Here is a 16,565-nt window from a genome sequence, read left to right as displayed (position 1 = left end):
TGAATGAGGTACACCTATGACCTCCCCCTCCCCCACCCCAGAGCACGGAGCCGGGCCGGCCGTCTCGGTCGGCGACGTGACCAAGAGTTACGGCGACCGGCGGGCCGTCGACGGGGTCTCCCTGGACGTCCGGCGCGGCGAGTTCTTCGGGTTGCTCGGTCCCAACGGCGCCGGGAAGTCCACCCTGGTGGAGATCATGGAAGGGCTGCGCAAGGCCGACTCCGGCTCGGTCACGGTGTTCGGCGAGTCGCCCTGGCCGCGCAACACCGCTCTGCTGCCGCGCATGGGCGTGCAGACCCAGTCGTCGGCGTTCTTCGTGCGGCAGACCGTCCACGAGCACCTGCGGACGGTGGCGGCCCTGTTCGGCGCGGAGCGCGCCGCCGTCGACGCCACTCTGGACGCCGTGGGTCTCGGCGGGCGGCACCACGTCCGGGTCGACGACCTCTCCGGCGGCCAGCGGCAGCGGCTCGCCATCGCCTCCGCGCTGGTCCACGGACCCGAGCTGATCTTCCTGGACGAGCCGACCGCCGCGCTCGACCCGGAGGGCCGGCGCGCCCTGTGGGAGGTCCTGCGGGGCCTCAAGGCGCAGGGCCGGACCATCGTGTACACCACCCACCACCTGGACGAGGCGGAGGCGCTCTGCGACCGCGTCGGCATCCTGGTGGCCGGCCGGCTCGTGGTCACCGACGAACCGCAGCACCTGATCGGAACCTTCGGCGCCACCAGCCGGATGCTGGTACCGCTCGGGCGGATCGACGAGCAGAAGGCCGCGTCCCTCCCCGGCGTGGACGCCGTCACCGTGCAGGGCGGGCACCTCGTCCTGGAGACCCGCGCCACCGGCAGGGTCCTCGCCGCCCTCGACGCCGTCACCGGTCTGGACGGTGTGCAGACCCGCACCCCCAGCCTCGAGGACGTCTACCTCGACATCACCGCCCGGCAGAACCCGCAGACCCCCCTCACCACGAACGACCAGGAGCACCAGGCATGAGCGCCTACACCGCGCTGACCGCGGCGGGCTACCGCGCCCAGGTACGGGACAAGACGACCGTCTTCTTCACCTTCGCCTTCCCGCTGATCTTCCTCATCGTCTTCGGACTCATCTTCCGGGGCCAGGACGTCGAGGAGAGCGGCTTCTCCTACCTCTCCTACACCGCCGCCGGAGTGCTCTCCTGGGGCGTCGCCAACGCCGCCGTCTTCGGCATCGGGTTCACGCTGATGCAGTGGCGCGCGGACGACATCCTGCGGATGATCCGCATGTCGCCGGCCCCGCTGTCCTCCGTCATCGGCTCCCGCTACGTGCTGGCCCTGGGCGTGGGACTCGTCCAGTCGGTCCTGTTCGTCGGGGTGGCGATGCTCCCCGGGTTCGACCTGGTGCCCGCGTCCCGGTGGCCCCTGCTGATCCCCGTCATGGCCCTCGGCATCACCACCTTCCTGCTGCTCGGGGTGATCGTCGGCAGCATCGCCGACACCCCGGAGTCGGTGGCCGGCATCGCCAACTTCCTGATGCTGCCGATGGCCTTCCTGTCCGGATCGTTCTTCCCGCTGGACGCCATGCCGGACTGGCTGCAGAAGGTCTCGCTGGTCATGCCGCTGCGCTATCTCAACGACGCGGTGTCGGCCGCCCTGATCGGCCGCGGCGACCTCTCCGACATCGGCATGGGCTCTCTCGGGCTCGTCGCGTTCGCCGTCGTCTTCGGGGCGATCGCGGCGCGCACCTTCCGCTGGACGAAGAGCTCATGACCACCGCGACCCGCCCGCTTCCGCATCCGATGGAGCAGGCCCGAGACACCCTCCAGGCTTTCCTGGACGGCCGCTTCGGCGCCGACGCCCCACGGGTCGTGCCGGTCGGCGCCGTCGGCGCGGGCGGCGGGGACGCCGGGGCCCGGGACCCGTGGGCCGCACAGCGTCCGACGGCGCTGGTGCACGTCAGTGCCTCGGCGATCCTGCTCGGCCCCTGGGGAGGCGACGGCGGGGCTCCCGCCTGCGGCCGCTGCCTCGCCCTGCGGTGGCAGCGGCTGCGCAGCCGCAGTGAGCGCAACGCCCTGGAGACCGGCGGCGCCGACGGGCCCCGCCCGGCCGGCGCCTGGCCGCTGCTCACCGGTCACGTCCACGACACCGTGGCCGCGCTGTGCGAGGCCCTGCTGCACGGACCGCGCCCGGTGCCTCCCGCCGAGCACCCGGCGGACCGCGCCCTGCCCCAGGTGACCCGGCTGGACCTGGCGAACCTGACGGTCAGGACGTATCCGCTGCTCGCCGACCCGATGTGCCCGGACTGCGGCCCCCGTGCCCGGCCCCGGGCGGCGGACGAGGTCGAGCCGCTCACCCTCGCTCCGCGTCCCAAGCCGGATCCCGGCGCCTACCGGCTGCGCTCGGCCTTCGCGTACCCGCTGCCCACGGACGCCCTGGCCAACCCGGTGTGCGGCGCCCTGGGCGCCGGGACCTGGACGGACGTCACCTCGTCCACCACCGCCCCGGTGGCCGGCAGCGCGTTCGTACGGGGGTACGCGGGGCTCCACGACGTCACCTGGAGCGGGCAGGAGAACTCCTTCGCCACCAGCCGCCGGCTCGCGTTCCTCGAAGGGCTGGAACGGTACGCGGGAACCCACCGGCGCGGCGGCTCGGCACCGGTGGTCGGCTCGTACGACGAACTGGGATCCGATGCGGTCGACCCGGCGGTGTGCGGCCTGTACAGCCCGGAGACCTACCGGGACGACCCCTCGGTCGAGCCCTTCGACCCGGGCCGGCCCATCCCCTGGGAGTGGGGCTGGTCGCTGCGGGACGAGCGTGCCGTCCTGGTGCCCTCGCGGCTGGTCTACTACAGCATCCCGCTGGCCGACGACAACTTCGTCTTCGAGTGCTCCAACGGCTGCGCCATCGGCGGGGGCCTGGAGGAGGCCGTCCTGGGCGGCCTGCTCGAACTCGTCGAGCGGGACTCCTTCCTGAACGGCTGGTACGGCGCGGCCCGGCTGCCTCGCATCGACCTGGAGACGGTCGGCGGTCCCACGGCGGTCGCCATGGCCGAGCGGGCCGCCCTGCAGGGCTACGACGTCCACGCCTTCGACAACCGGATCGACCTGGCGATCCCGGCCGTCACCGTGGTCGGCGTCCGCCGGGACGGGGGCCCGGGCACCCTGTCCTTCGCGGCCGCGGCCTCACTGGACCCGAGGTCCGCCGTCGAGGGCGCCCTGTCCGAAGTGCTGAGCTACATCCCGCACCTGGCCCGGCAGACCGCCGAACGCCGCGGCGAACTGGAGGCCATGGCCGACGACTTCTTCCTGGTGCGCCATCTGAAGGACCACCCGCAGCTCTACGGGCTGCCCCGCATGGCCGCGTACGCGCAAAGCTATCTGGAGCCGTCCGAGGCCCGCCCCTTCGACGAGGTGTACCGGGACTGGGAGAGCCACGGCCGCCCCCGCACCGGCGACCTGCGCGACGACGTCGCCGTGGTCCGGGACGAACTGGTGCGGGCGGGCCACGACGTCATCGTCGTCGACCAGACCTCGCCCGAGCAGGAACGGATGGGGCTGCGGACGGTGAGCACGGTGGTGCCGGGACTGCTGCCGATCGACTTCGGCTGGAACCGGCAGCGGGCCCTGCTGATGCCCCGGCTGCGCACCGCGCTGCGGCGTGGCGGGCACCGGGACCGCGACCTCACCGACGCGGAGATCCGCCGGGCCCCGCACCCCTTCCCGTGAGTCCGTCCCCGGGCCTCCCCGCGCCGCGGCGGAGGCCCGGCCGTTTCCCGGAGCACGTCCATGACCTCACCGTCCCACCATGCCCCGCACCCGGCACCGGCCGGCCCCGAGGCCCCGCCGGCACCCGGTCAGGGCTCGCTGCCGCCGGGCGCCGAGCACCTCCTCACCCGAGTGGGGGAGGTGCTGCGGCCCGCCCTCACGCACTACCTGGACCTGCACGCGCACCCGGAGGTGTCCGGGGAGGAGGCCCGCACCGCGGACCGCTTCGGCCGGCGCCTCGCGGCGGCCGGCTGCGAGCTCACCCACGGGGTGGGCGGCCACGGCGTCGTCGGGGTGCTCCGCAACGGGGACGGCCCCCGCGTCTGGCTGCGGGCCGAGCTGGACGCGCTCCCGATGCGCGAGCGGTCCGGGCTGCCGTACGCCAGCCGCAACGACGCCATGCACGCGTGCGGCCACGACCTGCACCTGGCCGCGGCGGCCGGTGCCGCTGACCTGCTCGCCCGGCTGTCCGACCGGTGGCGGGGCACCCTGCTGGTGGTGGGGCAGCCGGCCGAGGAGACGCTGGCCGGGGCCGAGGCCATGCTGCGGGACGGCCTGTACGAACGGTTCGGCAGACCTGACGTCGTCCTCGCCCAGCATGCCGCGCCGATGCCCTCCGGCACCGTCGCGCACGCGGCGGAGCAGGCACCGATGGCGGCGGCCGGCGCGGTGCTCGACGTGGTGCTGCACGGACGGGGCGGTCACGTCGCCACCCCGCACCTGGCGGTGGATCCGGTCGTCGCCGCGGCGGCCGTCGTCACCCGGCTCCAGAGCGTCGTCGCCCGCGAGACCGCACCCGCCGACCAGGTGACGCTGACCGTGGGGACCGTGCGGGCCGGAACGGCCGCCAACGTCATACCGGACCACGCCGTGCTCGGCATCGCGGTCCGCGCCGCCGTCGAGGCGTCCCTGGACCGGGCGCTGGCAGCGGTGCGCCGCATCGTGCATGCCGAGAGCGCCGCGGCGGGCGCGCCCCGGGAACCCGAGGTGACCGTCGTCTCCCGCTCGGCGGCCCTGCTGTGCGACCCGCACACCACCGGTTCGGTACGGCGGGCCCACACGGGGCTCCTGGGTCCCGCGCGGGTGCTGCCCTGGCCGGGGTCGATGGCCACGGAGGACTTCCCCCTGTTCGGGGACGCCGGAGCCGCGATCCACGGGGAGCGCGGGATCCCGCTGGTCTACTGGATGCTGGGCGTGGCGGACCCGGACACCTGGCGCCGGAGGACGTCCGACGGCCCGGACGCCGCACCACCCCCGGCCCCGAACCACTCCCCGCACTTCGCCCCGCACATCGGCAGCGCCCTGCGCCCGGCGATCGCCGCGCTGGCGGTCGCGGCACTCGACCGGTTCGCCGTCACGTGAGCGCCGTGGTGGGCTCCAGGCGGACGACGACGGCCTTCGACGCCGGCTGGTTGCTGACCTCGGCGACGCTGTCGAGCGGCACCAGGACCTGGGTCTCCGGGTAGTACGCGGCGGCACAGCCCCGTGCGCTCGGGTACGGGACCACCTTGAAGCCCTCGGCGCGGCGCTCGGTGTCGTCCGTCCACACGCCGACCAGGTCCACCCGCTGTCCTTCGGTCAGGCCGAGTTCCGCCAGGTCGCGCGGGTTGACCAGGACCACCCGGCGGCTTCCGCGGATGCCCCGGTAGCGGTCGTCGGTGGTGTAGGGGACGGTGTTCCACTGGTCGTGCGAGCGCAGGGTCTGCAGCAGCAGGTGCCCTTCGGGGACGCCCGGCGTTTCTCCGGTGTTGCGGGTGAACAGGGCCTTGCCGGTGGCGGTGTGGAACACGCCCTCGTTGACCGGGTTCGGCAGTTGGATGCCGCCGGGACGGACCACGCGCCGGTTGTAGTCGTGCAGTCCCGGCACGATGCGGGAGATGCGGTCACGGATGGTCCCGTAGTCCCCCTCGAACTGCTCCCAGGGGACGTCGACGCGGTCGTCGAGGGTGCGGCGGGCGAGCCGGCACAGGATGGCGACCTCGCTGAGCAGCAGGGGGGAGGCCGGCCTCAGGCGGCCCCTGGAGGTGTGCACCTCGCTCATCGAGTTCTCGACGGTGACGAACTGCTCCCCGTGGACCTGGATGTCCCGTTCGGTGCGGCCGAGGGTCGGCAGGATCAGCGCGGTGTCGCCGCACACGGTGTGCGACCTGTTGAGCTTGGTCGAGATGTGGGCGGTCAGCCGGCACCTGCGCAGGGCGTCCTCGGTGACCGCGCTGTCCGGGGCGGCCCGGACGAAGTTCCCGGCCAGGCCGAGAAAGACCTTGATGCGGCCCTCGCGCATCGCCCTGATCGCGTCCACGGAGTCCAGTCCGTGGGCGCGCGGCGGGTCGAAGCCGAACTCCTGCTGGAGCGCGTCGAGGAACGAGTCCGGCATCTGCTCCCAGATGCCCACGGTGCGGTCGCCCTGCACGTTGCTGTGTCCCCGGACGGGGCAGGCGCCGGTGCCCGACCTGCCCAGGTTTCCGCGCAGCATCAGGAAGTTCACGAACTCTCGGATGGTGGGGACGGCGTGCTTGTGCTGGGTGATGCCCATGGCCCAGCAGACGATGACGCGCCGGCTGCGCAGCACCTCGTCCCGGACCTGCTCGATCTCCTCGCGCATCAGACCGGTCGCGGTGGCGACGTCCTGCCAGTCGACGGCGCGCACGTGTGCGGCGAACTCGTCGAAGCCGGTGGTGTGGGCGTGGATGAAGTCGTGGTCCAGCACCTCCCCCGGGCGGGCGTCCTCGGCCTCGAGCAGCAGCCGGTTCAGTCCTTGGAACAGGGCCATGTCGCCGCCGAGGCGGATGTGCAGGAAACGGTCGGCGATCTGGGTACCGGGGCCGATGATCCCGCGCGCTTTCTGCGGGTTCTTGAACCGCCTCAGTCCGGTCTCCGGCAGCGGGTTCACCGCGATGATGCGGGCACCGTTGCGTTTGGCCTCCTCCAGTGCGGACAGCATGCGCGGGTGGTTGGAGCCGGGATTCTGGCCCACCAGGAAGATCAGGTCGGTGTGGTGGAGGTCGTGGAGGCTGACCGTTCCCTTGCCCGTGCCCAGCGTCTCGTGCAGGGCGAAGCCGCTGGACTCGTGGCACAGGTTGCTGCAGTCGGGCAGGTTGTTGGTGCCGAACGCCCTGGCGAAGAGCTGTAGGACGAAGGCGGCCTCGTTACTGGCCCGGCCCGAGGTGTAGAAGACGGCCTCGTCGGGGGAGTCGAGCGCGGTCAGCTCGTCGGCGAGCAGGCCGAGGGCGTCATGCCAGCTGATCGGCTCGTAGGTGTCGGATCCCGGCCGTTTGACCATCGGTTCTGTGAGCCGGCCCTGCTGGTTGAGCCACATGTCGGAGCGCCGGCCCAGCTCGGAGACCGGGTGGGTGCGGAAGAAGTCGGCGGTGATCCGCCGCCCCGTCGCCTCGTCGGTGATGTGCTTGGCACCGTTCTCGCAGTACTCGTTGCGGTGCCGTTTCCCCGGGGCGGGGTCGGCCCAGGCGCAGCCGGGGCAGTCGATGCCGTCGACCTGGTTCATGGTCAGCAGCGTCTCGCCGACGCGTCCGGGGGACGTCTGCTCCAGGGAGTACTCCAGGGCGTGCACCACCGCGGGGACTCCCGCGGCCCACTTCTGGGGCGGGGTCGTGGTGAGCGCCTCCTTCGGCTCTTCGCCGGGGGGCTTCTTCATCGGCTCGCCTCTCGCGTGGACTGTTCCCACCCGTGGATTCGGTGGGGGTCGGTGGATTCAGCCGACGGGCCAGCAGGGCACCCGGCTTCTGGGCGGTTTCGGTTCCATGGGCTGCACGTGTCCGTTGCGGATGGTCCCGCGCCAGGCTCCGACCGCGTCCCCCATCCCCTCGATGTACGTCTTGAACTGCCGGAGCCCGGACCGCACCACCCGGCGGGTCACCCCGGGTGCGGCGGCGAGCACACCGGCGGCGCCGTGCGCTTCGGTCCGCACCCGCACGGTGATCTCCGTCGTGCCCGTCAGGGTGCTCCGGAACGACACCTCGCCGCGGTGGGAGGGCCGCCGCTCGAGGCTTTGCCAGGCCAGATGCGAGTCGGGCACCTGCTCGACGATCTCGATCCCGACCTCACGGCGCACGGGTCCGGTGCCGACGACCCACCGGGGGACGGCCGGCCTGATCTGGTCGACCCGCCGCACCCCGGCCATGAACCGGGGAAAGCTCTTGAACTGCGTCCACGCGTCGTACGCGGTCCGCACCGGGACCGCGACCTCGATCGTCTCCTCGACGGTGCGCATGACCCACCCATCTCCAGACGCCGCTCCCTCCCAGTCTCACTGCCCACCCGACAGCCCGCCACACGGCTTGCTCCACGGCGGTGCGGAGCGGCTGCTTTCCGCTCCGCACTCACGGGCGTCGACCCTGCTGGGCGCCTCCCGCGCAACAGCTCCGGGATGCTCTTCGACACGGATCGTGTCGCCCGCACCACCCGGCGTGGTGTCGAAGAACAGCGGCAACGGCACTCCGTCGGTTCCCGTGCGGACCGTGCCGTCGGTGTCGTCCCGGCCGGCTCCGTTCACGGGTGGCGACAGCGGGTGTCCGGTTCTTCGGGAGGCGCTCGAACCCCATCGTGTTCGATGTCCACGGGAAACGACGGCACCCCGGCCAAGGCGTCCGGCGGCCTGCTGACGGCTCCAGGGGCACAGATGCTCGGGATCCCAGGGCAGGTGGAGACGTCGAGCGCACCCTTGCCGCTCGGGACGGCCTTGGTGTACGTAACGCGTGTTCAAGGGCTACGTGGGGCTACCAGGCCTGATTCGTAGGCGAGGACCACGAGTTGGGCCCGGTCACGGGCACGGAGCTTGGCCATGGCCCGGTTGATGTGGGTCTTCGCAGTCAGCGGACTGATCACCATGTGGTCGGCGATCTCGTCGTTGGACAGGCCCCGCGCGACCAGGACAACAGCCTCGCGTTCGCGGGTGGTCAGCTCTTCCAGCCCCGTGTCGGTGCCGGTGGGCAGCGGCTGGGTGACGTACCGGTTGATCAGCCTGCGGGTGATCGAGGGTGCCAGCAGGGCATCGCCACGCGCGGCGACGCGTACGGCGTGCAGGAAGTCTTCCGGCACCACGTCCTTGACCAGGAATCCGGCGGCGCCGGCGCGCAGCGCGTCGAAGACGTATTCGTCCAGACCGTAGTTGGTCAGGATGACGACGTGCACCCCGGCCAGGGTCGGGTCCGCGGCGATGCGCCGGGTCGCCTCGATGCCGTCGATGACCGGCATCTGGATGTCGACGAGCGCGACATCGGGCAGGTGCTCCTTGGCGAGCTCCAGGCCCTCGCTGCCGTCGGCGGCCTCGGCCACCACCTCGATGTCGTCTTCGAGATCGAGAAGGGCGCGGAACCCGCTGCGGATGAGCGGCTGGTCGTCGACCAGCAGGACACGGATCATGACGTCCGCTCCACGGGAAGTTCGGCCTGGACGGTGAAGCCGCCTTCGCCGCGTGGTTCGGCCCGCAGCCGGCCGCCGAGGGCGGTGACGCGTTCGCGCATGCCGAGCAGCCCGAGACCGGGTACCGGGGCGGTGGCCGACGTCGCCCTGCCGTCGTCGTCGACGCGTATCACGAGGGCGTCCGGACGGCAGTCGATCCGGACCGACGCCGTGGCCGCGTCCGCATGCCGGGCGACGTTGGTGAGCGACTCCTGAACGATCCGGTAGACGGTCCGGTCCACCGCAGCCGACACGCCGTGTCGCTGTCCCTCGATCGTCAGCGTCGCGTCCAGGCCGAACGTACGGGCCCGTTCCACCAGTTCCGGGACATCGTCGAGCCCGCGCGGTGGGGCCGTGTCGTCGTCGCGCAACGCCTCCAGCGTCGCGCGCAGCTCCCGGCTCGCCTCGCGTCCGGCTTCCTGGATCGCCAGCAGGGAAGGCGGCACCTCCTCGCCCCGCCTGCGGGCCACGTGCACGGCGACCTCCGCCTGCACCTTGATGACCGAGATCTGGTGGGTGAGCGAGTCGTGCAGCTCCCGGGCGATACGGAGCCGTTCCTCGTCGGCGCGGCGCCGCGCGGTCTCCTCCCGGGTGCGCTCGGCCTCGTCCGCCCTCCGCTCGGCCTGCCGCAACGCCTCCCCCGCGGCGCCGGCCGCGATCAGCCAGGCGATCTCGAGGGCGCCTCGGGCCTGCGCGAACACCTCGCCCGTGTCGCGCAGTCCCGAGGCCAGGGCCGCGAGCGGCAGCAAGGCCAGCATGGCCACGCTCGCCACCACCGTGACGGTGCGGTGTCCCGCCCGTACGGCCGCGTACACCGCGAACAGGTACGCGACGGCGGGCACGTCGAAACCGGCCGCCTGGTACCCCACCGCGCACAGCCCGGTGACGGCCAGGACGGCAACCGGAGCCCGGCGGCGTGCGCCCAGCGCCAGCCCGCCGATCGTCAGCAGCGCGTACCCGGGCAAAGCGAAGTCCGTGGCGGCACGCTGTCCGGACAGCCCGGTGACCAGCAGCACTGCCGCCACGCCGACAGCGAGGGCCCAGTCTCCGAACCGGGCCCGAACGCCGGACTCACCTGCACTCATGCGCGCACCCTAGCTGGCTGCCACCGCGGGCGAGTCCCCCTCGTGAACGAGCGGCCGACTACCGCACGCGCAGTACCTTCGCACCTCCTGCGGCGTCCGTGGTAGCCGGATGCGGCAGCGGCGGCAGCGCGAAGTGTCTGCGTCCGCCGGACGACCGTGGGTGAGGCCGTCAGACATGCTCAGGCGACGCCCAGTCGCAGGAAGAGAAGGAGTACCTCGAATGTCTGTTCGTCGCCTGCTCGCCGCCGCCGTGGCCGCCGCGCTCGGAGGCATCGGGCTTGCCGCACCGGCGGCCGCGCACGCCTCGGCCCAGTCGGCCGCCGTCGATGCTTACAGCCTGACCACCGGGCGACTCGTGGGCACCACGGCCGCGCTCGTGGCGCTGGCCGGCGTGGTCATCGGTGGGCTGGCCCTGGCCCGCTCCGCGGGCCGTACCGGCACCGGGAACAGGAGGAACAGGGCCGTCGCGGCCCTGGTGGCGGGGCTGGCCGGCATGGTCATCGGCGCGCTGAATCTAGCCGTCGCCGACGGCGGTCCCGGCACCGGCAACGGAGTGGTCGGTGGCGCCCTGGCCCTGGTGCTGGGGCTGATCGCCGCGGTCTGCGGCCGGCTGGCTCTGGCCCGCTCCCGCCGCACCGGCTGACGGCAGCGGACACGAGCACGCGTTCGGGCCTTCCTGATCCAATCCGGCCGGGAGGTGCGTCAGTGGTCGGCGCCGTCGGAGCACAGGACGGCGCCGACCACATGGTCACCCCGGGTGCCATAACCAGGGAAGGTGATGTGGTTGCCGGGATGGGCGACGCGGCACGGCACCTCGCGACCGTCGCTGTAGGCGATGGTCAGCGTGTAGGGGGCGGAACAGTTGTTGGTGACGAAGGTGTAGCGCCAGCTCGGGGCGACCTCCACGCAGGCGGGGACACCGGCCTGCGCCCGCCCGGCTTCCTGCGTCAGCGCGTGCGCTGCCGCGCCGCCCATCAGCGTCGGCAGCACTGCTGCCGACGCCACAAAGAATGAACGCGTTGCCTGACGCATGGGAGTACTCTCCTTCAACTCGTGAACCGATGCGCCCTCAGGCTAGGGCGCTTCACCGGTGGCCAGGCAGCATTTGCGCCATCTTGCTGCAAGTTTCAGTAAGTCCTTCCAGGCCGCCTTCCCGGCAGTTCCTGAACACAGGTCGTCACAGCAACCCGCTGAAGCGGCGCCCGGCCGCATTCACGTGACGGCATCCGGCACGCAGGGCGCACCTCCGACCCCGCCTGCGGGTCGACCGGAAAGAGCTACCCCAAGCGGTGACGGAGCGGACACTCCACCCTCGCCCACTCTCCTGCGCGCCCTCTTTACAGGCATGTCATGCACAAGTAATCTCCCCTCGCCCGCAAGGAGTTTCCGTAATTTTCAGAATCCTTGTGCAGGCATGGGCGCATCGGGATCTCCAGGCGCGTCAGGATTCGCGGTGTGCGTCCACAGGAAGTCCCTCCCCGGCTTCCCTCACCCCACTTGGAGGCGCACATGAGACGACGCCACCGACCGCGTGCCCGCGGCTGGACCGCGGGTGCCCTGTCCACCGGACTCCTCGTCCTGGCCTCGGTGACGGGTCCCCCCGCCCCGGACCCCGAGCTCACGGCCGCAACCGCGACCACCGGGACCGCCGCAACCGCCGCCGCGACCTCGGCAACGGTCTACTACCACACGAAGACCCGGAACTGGTCCTCCACCTACCTGCACTACGCCCCGGACGGCGGCACGTGGACGCAGGTCCCGGGGGTCCGCATGGAGGCGGCCTGCACGGACTGGGTGAAGACCACCGTCGACCTGGGCTCGGCCGCCGGACTGCGGGCCGCCTTCAACGACGGCTCGGGCACCTGGGACAACAACGCGGGGCGCGACTACGACCTGGGCACCGGCAGCATCACCGTCAAGGACGGAGTGGTGGCGCACAGCGACCCCTGCGCGGGACAGGAGCCGGAGAGCCCGCGGTCGGCCACCGTCTACTACGCGGCCGGACCGCTCGGGTGGAGCACCGTGAACCTCCACTACCGACCGGACGGCGGCGCCTGGACCCCCGTCCCGGGCATCGGCATGGAACAGGCCTGCACCGGCTGGTGGAAACGGACCGTCGACCTCGGGTCCGCCGACTCCCTGCGGGCCGCCTTCAACAACGGCAACGGCACCTGGGACAACAACAACGGCGCCGACTACACGATCCCGTCCGGCACCAGCACCGTACGGAACAACACCGTCACCGCCGGAGCGGAGGACCCGTGCGCGGGCGAGGAGCCGGACACCCGGGCGCCCAGCGTCCCGTCCGGGGTGCGGGCGGCGGCGACCGGCACCTCGGTCGTCGTGTCGTGGGAACCCGCCACGGACGACAGGGGCGTGACGGGTTATCAGGTCACTCGCACCGGCGGCACCGCGGGCACGACGGTCACCCACGTCTCCTCGACGGTGTTCTCCGACACCGGGCTGGAGGAGGACACCACGTACACCTACACGGTGCGTGCCGTGGACGCCGCCGGGAACGTCTCGGCCGCCTCCGCCGGGGCGAGTGCCAGGACCGGGAGCGCGCCGGGCGGTCCGGCCACCGGCACACCGCTGGGCACGGACCCGCGCAAGGATCCGATCTACTTCGTGCTCACCGCACGGTTCAACGACGGTGACCCCTCCAACAACCGGGGCGGCAGCCAGCACGTGAAGTCGGGCAATGCGGCCAACGACGACCCCATGTTCCGCGGCGACTTCAAGGGCCTGGTCGACAAGCTCGACTACATCAAGGGCCTCGGCTTCTCCGCCGTGTGGATCACCCCGGTCGTGCTCAACCGCTCGGACTACGACTTCCACGGCTACCACGGCTACGACTTCTACCGGGTCGACCCCCGCCTGGAGTCGGCCGGCGCCGGCTACCAGGACCTGATCGACGCCGCACACGCCAAGGACATGAAGATCTACCAGGACGTGGTCTACAACCACTCCTCCCGCTGGGGCGCCAAGGGCCTGTTCACCCCGACCGTGTACGGCGTGCGCGACTCCCAGTGGAGCTGGTACTACGACGAGAGGCAGCCCGGCTTCGAGTACGACGGCCTGACCGTCGACCCCAAGAGCGGCAAGTCGCACTACAACGGCGACCTCTGGTCCACCGCCGAGCCGTCCGGCAACACCTGCGTCAACTGGGGCAGGCCCACCGGCGCCAAGAGCCCCGAGGGTTACACCATCTACAACTGCCAGTGGCCGAGCCCCACTTCGGGCATGTTCCCGAAGGCGTACTACCACCAGTGCTGGATCGGCAACTGGGAGGGCGAGGACTCCCGTTCGTGCTGGCTGCACGAGGACCTCGCCGACTTCGACACCGAGAAGGCGCAGGTGCAGAACTACCTGATCGGCGCCTACGACAAGTACATCGACATGGGCGTCGACGGCTTCCGCGTCGACACGGCCGTCCACATCCCCCGCACCACCTGGAACCGCCGCTTCCTGCCCGCGATCCAGGAGCGCGTCGCCCAGCGGCACGGTGCCGAGGCCGCGAAGAACTTCTTCGTCTTCGGCGAGGTCGCCGCCTTCGTCAACGACAAGTGGAACCGGGGCTCGGTCAACCACTCCGCCCAGTTCTTCACCTGGAAGGAGCACAAGGAGTACAGCGCCGACGACGGGCAGGCCGCCCTGGAGATGTACGACCACGAGCAGCAGCAGGGCACGGGGAACCAGCCGACCTCCACCAACGCGTTCCTCGACGGCAACACCTACCACGCCCCCGACCGCAGCCGCTTTTCCGGCATGAACGTCATCGACATGCGCATGCACATGAACTTCGGTGACGCGAGCAACGCCTTCCACAACGGCAAGGACTCCGACGACAGTTACCACGACGCCACCTACAACGTGGTCTACGTCGACAGCCACGACTACGGGCCCAACAAGAGCAGCGAACGCTACACGGGCGGCACCGACGCCTGGGCCGAGAACATGTCGCTGATGTGGACCTTCCGCGGCATCCCCACCCTCTACTACGGCTCGGAGATCGAGTTCCAGAAGGGCAAGAAGATCGACTGCGGCCCGAGTTGCCCGCTGGCCACGACCGGCCGCGCGTACTTCGGCGATCATGTCGCCGGCAACGTGAAGGCCTCCGACTTCTCCAAGGTCGACTCGGCCACCGGTGCCGTCGCCACGACGCTGCAACAGCCCCTGGTCAAGCACGTACAGCGCCTGAACCAGATCCGCCGGGCCGTCCCCGCCCTCCAGATGGGCCAGTACTCCACCAACGGCATCAGCGGCGACATGGCCTTCAAGCGCCGCTACACCAGCGGGGGCACGGACAGCTTCGCCCTCGTCACCGTCTCGGGCGCCGCTACCTTCACCGGCGTACCGAACGGCACATACCGGGACGCGGTCACCGGGGACACCAGGTCCGTGTCCAACGGCGCCCTGACCGTGGCCGCGCCGGGCAAGGGCAACCTGCGGGTCTACGTCCTCGACGGGTCCGGGAAGATCGGGGCGGACGGTCCCTACCTGAAGTAGGCAGAACAATCCCGCGCGTGGGTCCGGCAGCGTCTGTTGCCGGACCCACCGACGCTTCGGCGTGTCGCGCTACTGCCCGCCCTTCCCGCCGGTCAGGGCATACAGGAGCGATACCGCTTCGCGACGACTCAACAACTCGTGGAAGCGCTCGTTCCGGAAGGTCCGCAAGCACGTGTAGCAGCTGCTTTCCGGACCGCATTCACAGGCGTTGACCCTGCCGAGTGCCGCCTGCGCAACAGCCTCAAGGTGCTCCCCGATCCGGATCGTGTTACCCGCGCCGCCCGGTGTGGTGTCGAAGAGCAGCAGCGACGGCATGCCGTCTGTTCCGGTGTGGACCGTGCCGTCGATGTCGTCCCGGCTGATCTCCAGGTGGGTGGCCGCGCCCTCGAGCAGTGCGTAGAGGCCGGAGCGCAGGGTTTCCTGCGTCGCGCTGAGGGCGGTGAGCAGGTCGAGGTGTATCTGGAGGAAGTCCGTCTGGTACCGGTGCGCAAGGGAAACGACTCGCATCGGGCCGGTGCACTGGGTGTCCTTCAGCAGATGAGGGTGTCCCGCGCCCCGGGATCCGGCACGCGCGTGCGGGCGGCCCCAGCCGCACCAGTCGCAGATCTCGTACCCGGCGCCGCCCGGTCCTTCCGAGACGACGACCATCTCGCCCCGGGCGCCCGCCGACCAGGCCGTGGTGTGTCCGGAGGTGAAGACAGTGGTTCCCTCGTGGACGTCCGCGGTCTCGGTGGACATGTGGACGTCGCCGTACCAGGAGCGGCGCGGCGGGGTCTGCCCCGGCCGACGCTGAGGTCCGCGTGCGGCGACGAAACCGTAAACCGGTTCGACGTAGCGGCGCGGCGCGGAGGTGGACGACTCGCCGCAGGCGGTGCAGGTGGGGTCGACGGGCTCGGTGGCCTCGCGGTAGCGGCCGCAGGTGCCGCACACGGTGTAGTGGCGGCTGACCAGTTCGCGGTCGGGCAGGCGGTAGACCTCGGCGGATGCCCACAGCTGGCCGCCCGCCACGATCTCGGCACCCGGCGCGTACTCGTGGACGGCGGCATTGAGATCGCGGGTGAGTTCGAGCTGGCCCGACACGGCGCCGCTGTCCTGGGGGATGCGCAGTTCGACGGTGTCCACGGGGAAGCCGTACTTGGGCAGGACGTTGCGGTTGGCCAGGACCCCTAGGAGGTCGCGGTGCGTCAGATTGCGGATGACCTTCTCGTACATGTCCGCCAGCCGGTACTTGCGGGCGGCCACCGCTTGGTCGCGGCGCTCGCTGTAGGCCGTGACGTCCTGCTCGAGGATCTGTCCCGCAGCCCGCAGCAGCCGGTCCAGTTCGCCGACCCAGGCACCTGATTCCACGTCGATCTCGTCCTGGACGCTTGCGGGAAGCACCCGGAGGATCGAGGCCGCCACGCTCTCCGGGACGGGCGTGAGCCAGTCGCGCACGATGTGGGCCGCTGTCTCGCCGGTGGTGTCATCGGGCAGGAAGAACTCCCCTGCCTTGCGCCAGATACGGCCCCGTTCCTCCTTCATCGTGCGGATGGCGGGAGTCGTTGCGGCGGAAGACTCCGGCGCGGTCGGCTGCGCGGATGGTATGGGCGACGAGGTCGTCGATGTGCAGCGGCTCGTCGAGGTCGGGGCAACCCTTCAGGGCGGCCTGTGTCATCAGGCGCCGGTGCTGGATACGGGTGTAGGAGTCCTCGAGGTAGGGGCGAAGTAGGCGGCGGCCTGGCGGCTGTCGCTGAAGAACAGGGGCTTGCGGCCGCGTCCGGGCAGCGCGGCGGCGGGGCCGTCGGTCGCCGGGGGCAGCGCCTGGTAGAGAGCGGGGCCG

The 16,565-nt window shown here is 71.4% G+C and carries 12 protein-coding genes; 6 read left to right on the top strand and 6 right to left on the bottom strand.

The genetic code is table 11. The annotated features are described in order from the left end of the window. Positions 1–16 precede the first annotated feature (16 nt). From ACWEQO_RS13935 to ACWEQO_RS13920, 4 genes are read left to right on the top strand one after another with little or no spacing between them, the layout of a single operon-like run. Positions 17–988 carry an ATP-binding cassette domain-containing protein gene (locus tag ACWEQO_RS13935; protein WP_452982524.1) on the top strand — a complete coding sequence of 324 codons (972 nt, stop codon included), beginning with the start codon at positions 17–19 and terminating at the stop codon, positions 986–988. Continuing rightward, the gene (locus tag ACWEQO_RS13930) at positions 985–1,740 is read left to right on the top strand and encodes an ABC transporter permease (protein ID WP_452982521.1); all 756 of its coding nucleotides are present in this window, start codon (positions 985–987) and stop codon (positions 1,738–1,740) included. Before ACWEQO_RS13935 ends, ACWEQO_RS13930 begins: the two co-directional genes overlap by 4 nt. Continuing rightward, entirely contained in the window at positions 1,737–3,695 is a 1,959-nt protein-coding gene (locus ACWEQO_RS13925) for a TOMM precursor leader peptide-binding protein (protein ID WP_452982518.1), read from the top strand. The genes ACWEQO_RS13930 and ACWEQO_RS13925 overlap by 4 nt, the downstream gene beginning before the upstream one ends. A gap of 60 nt (positions 3,696–3,755) precedes the next feature. Beyond that, positions 3,756–5,096 (top strand): amidohydrolase, encoded by a 1,341-nt coding sequence (locus tag ACWEQO_RS13920; protein ID WP_452982515.1) that lies wholly within the window; start codon positions 3,756–3,758, stop codon positions 5,094–5,096. On the opposite strand, the gene ACWEQO_RS13915 is transcribed toward ACWEQO_RS13920, so the two are convergent. From ACWEQO_RS13915 to ACWEQO_RS13900, 4 genes are all read right to left on the bottom strand, one after another. Beyond that, positions 5,089–7,386: an FdhF/YdeP family oxidoreductase gene (locus ACWEQO_RS13915; protein WP_452982512.1), complete on the bottom strand. Its 2,298-nt coding sequence runs from the start codon at positions 7,384–7,386 to the stop codon at positions 5,089–5,091. The two genes, ACWEQO_RS13920 and ACWEQO_RS13915, sit on opposite strands and share 8 nt — an antisense overlap. A gap of 57 nt (positions 7,387–7,443) precedes the next feature. Then, positions 7,444–7,962 (bottom strand): SRPBCC family protein, encoded by a 519-nt coding sequence (locus ACWEQO_RS13910; RefSeq protein WP_452982509.1) that lies wholly within the window; start codon positions 7,960–7,962, stop codon positions 7,444–7,446. 488 nt (positions 7,963–8,450) lie between these two features. Beyond that, positions 8,451–9,113 (bottom strand): response regulator, encoded by a 663-nt coding sequence (locus tag ACWEQO_RS13905; protein WP_452982506.1) that lies wholly within the window; start codon positions 9,111–9,113, stop codon positions 8,451–8,453. Then, positions 9,110–10,237, bottom strand: coding sequence for a sensor histidine kinase (locus ACWEQO_RS13900; protein WP_452982503.1), 1,128 nt, complete (start codon positions 10,235–10,237; stop codon positions 9,110–9,112). Before ACWEQO_RS13900 ends, ACWEQO_RS13905 begins: the two co-directional genes overlap by 4 nt. A 220-nt stretch (positions 10,238–10,457) precedes the next feature. Here ACWEQO_RS13900 and ACWEQO_RS13895 point away from each other — a divergent pair, with 220 nt between their 5' ends. Further along, positions 10,458–10,880: a DUF6223 family protein gene (locus ACWEQO_RS13895; RefSeq protein ID WP_452982500.1), complete on the top strand. Its 423-nt coding sequence runs from the start codon at positions 10,458–10,460 to the stop codon at positions 10,878–10,880. A 59-nt stretch (positions 10,881–10,939) separates the two neighbouring features. Here the strand turns inward: ACWEQO_RS13895 and ACWEQO_RS13890 are convergent, their stop codons facing one another. Beyond that, on the bottom strand, positions 10,940–11,269 hold the full coding sequence (locus tag ACWEQO_RS13890; RefSeq protein ID WP_452982497.1) for an alpha-amylase: 330 nt from the start codon (positions 11,267–11,269) through the stop codon (positions 10,940–10,942). Positions 11,270–11,746: 477 nt separating this feature from the next. Here ACWEQO_RS13890 and ACWEQO_RS13885 point away from each other — a divergent pair, with 477 nt between their 5' ends. Then, complete coding sequence (locus ACWEQO_RS13885) at positions 11,747–14,746, top strand: carbohydrate binding domain-containing protein (protein ID WP_452982494.1); 3,000 nt, start codon at positions 11,747–11,749, stop codon at positions 14,744–14,746. Between the two features lie 69 nt (positions 14,747–14,815). Here the strand turns inward: ACWEQO_RS13885 and ACWEQO_RS13880 are convergent, their stop codons facing one another. Beyond that, positions 14,816–16,267 carry a DUF1998 domain-containing protein gene (locus tag ACWEQO_RS13880; protein ID WP_452982491.1) on the bottom strand — a complete coding sequence of 484 codons (1,452 nt, stop codon included), beginning with the start codon at positions 16,265–16,267 and terminating at the stop codon, positions 14,816–14,818. Between the last annotated feature and the right edge of the window lie 298 nt (positions 16,268–16,565).

The sequence above is a fragment of the Streptomyces sp. NPDC004051 genome, from assembly GCF_053604275.1.
This window is presented reverse-complemented; position numbering and strand designations above follow the sequence as displayed.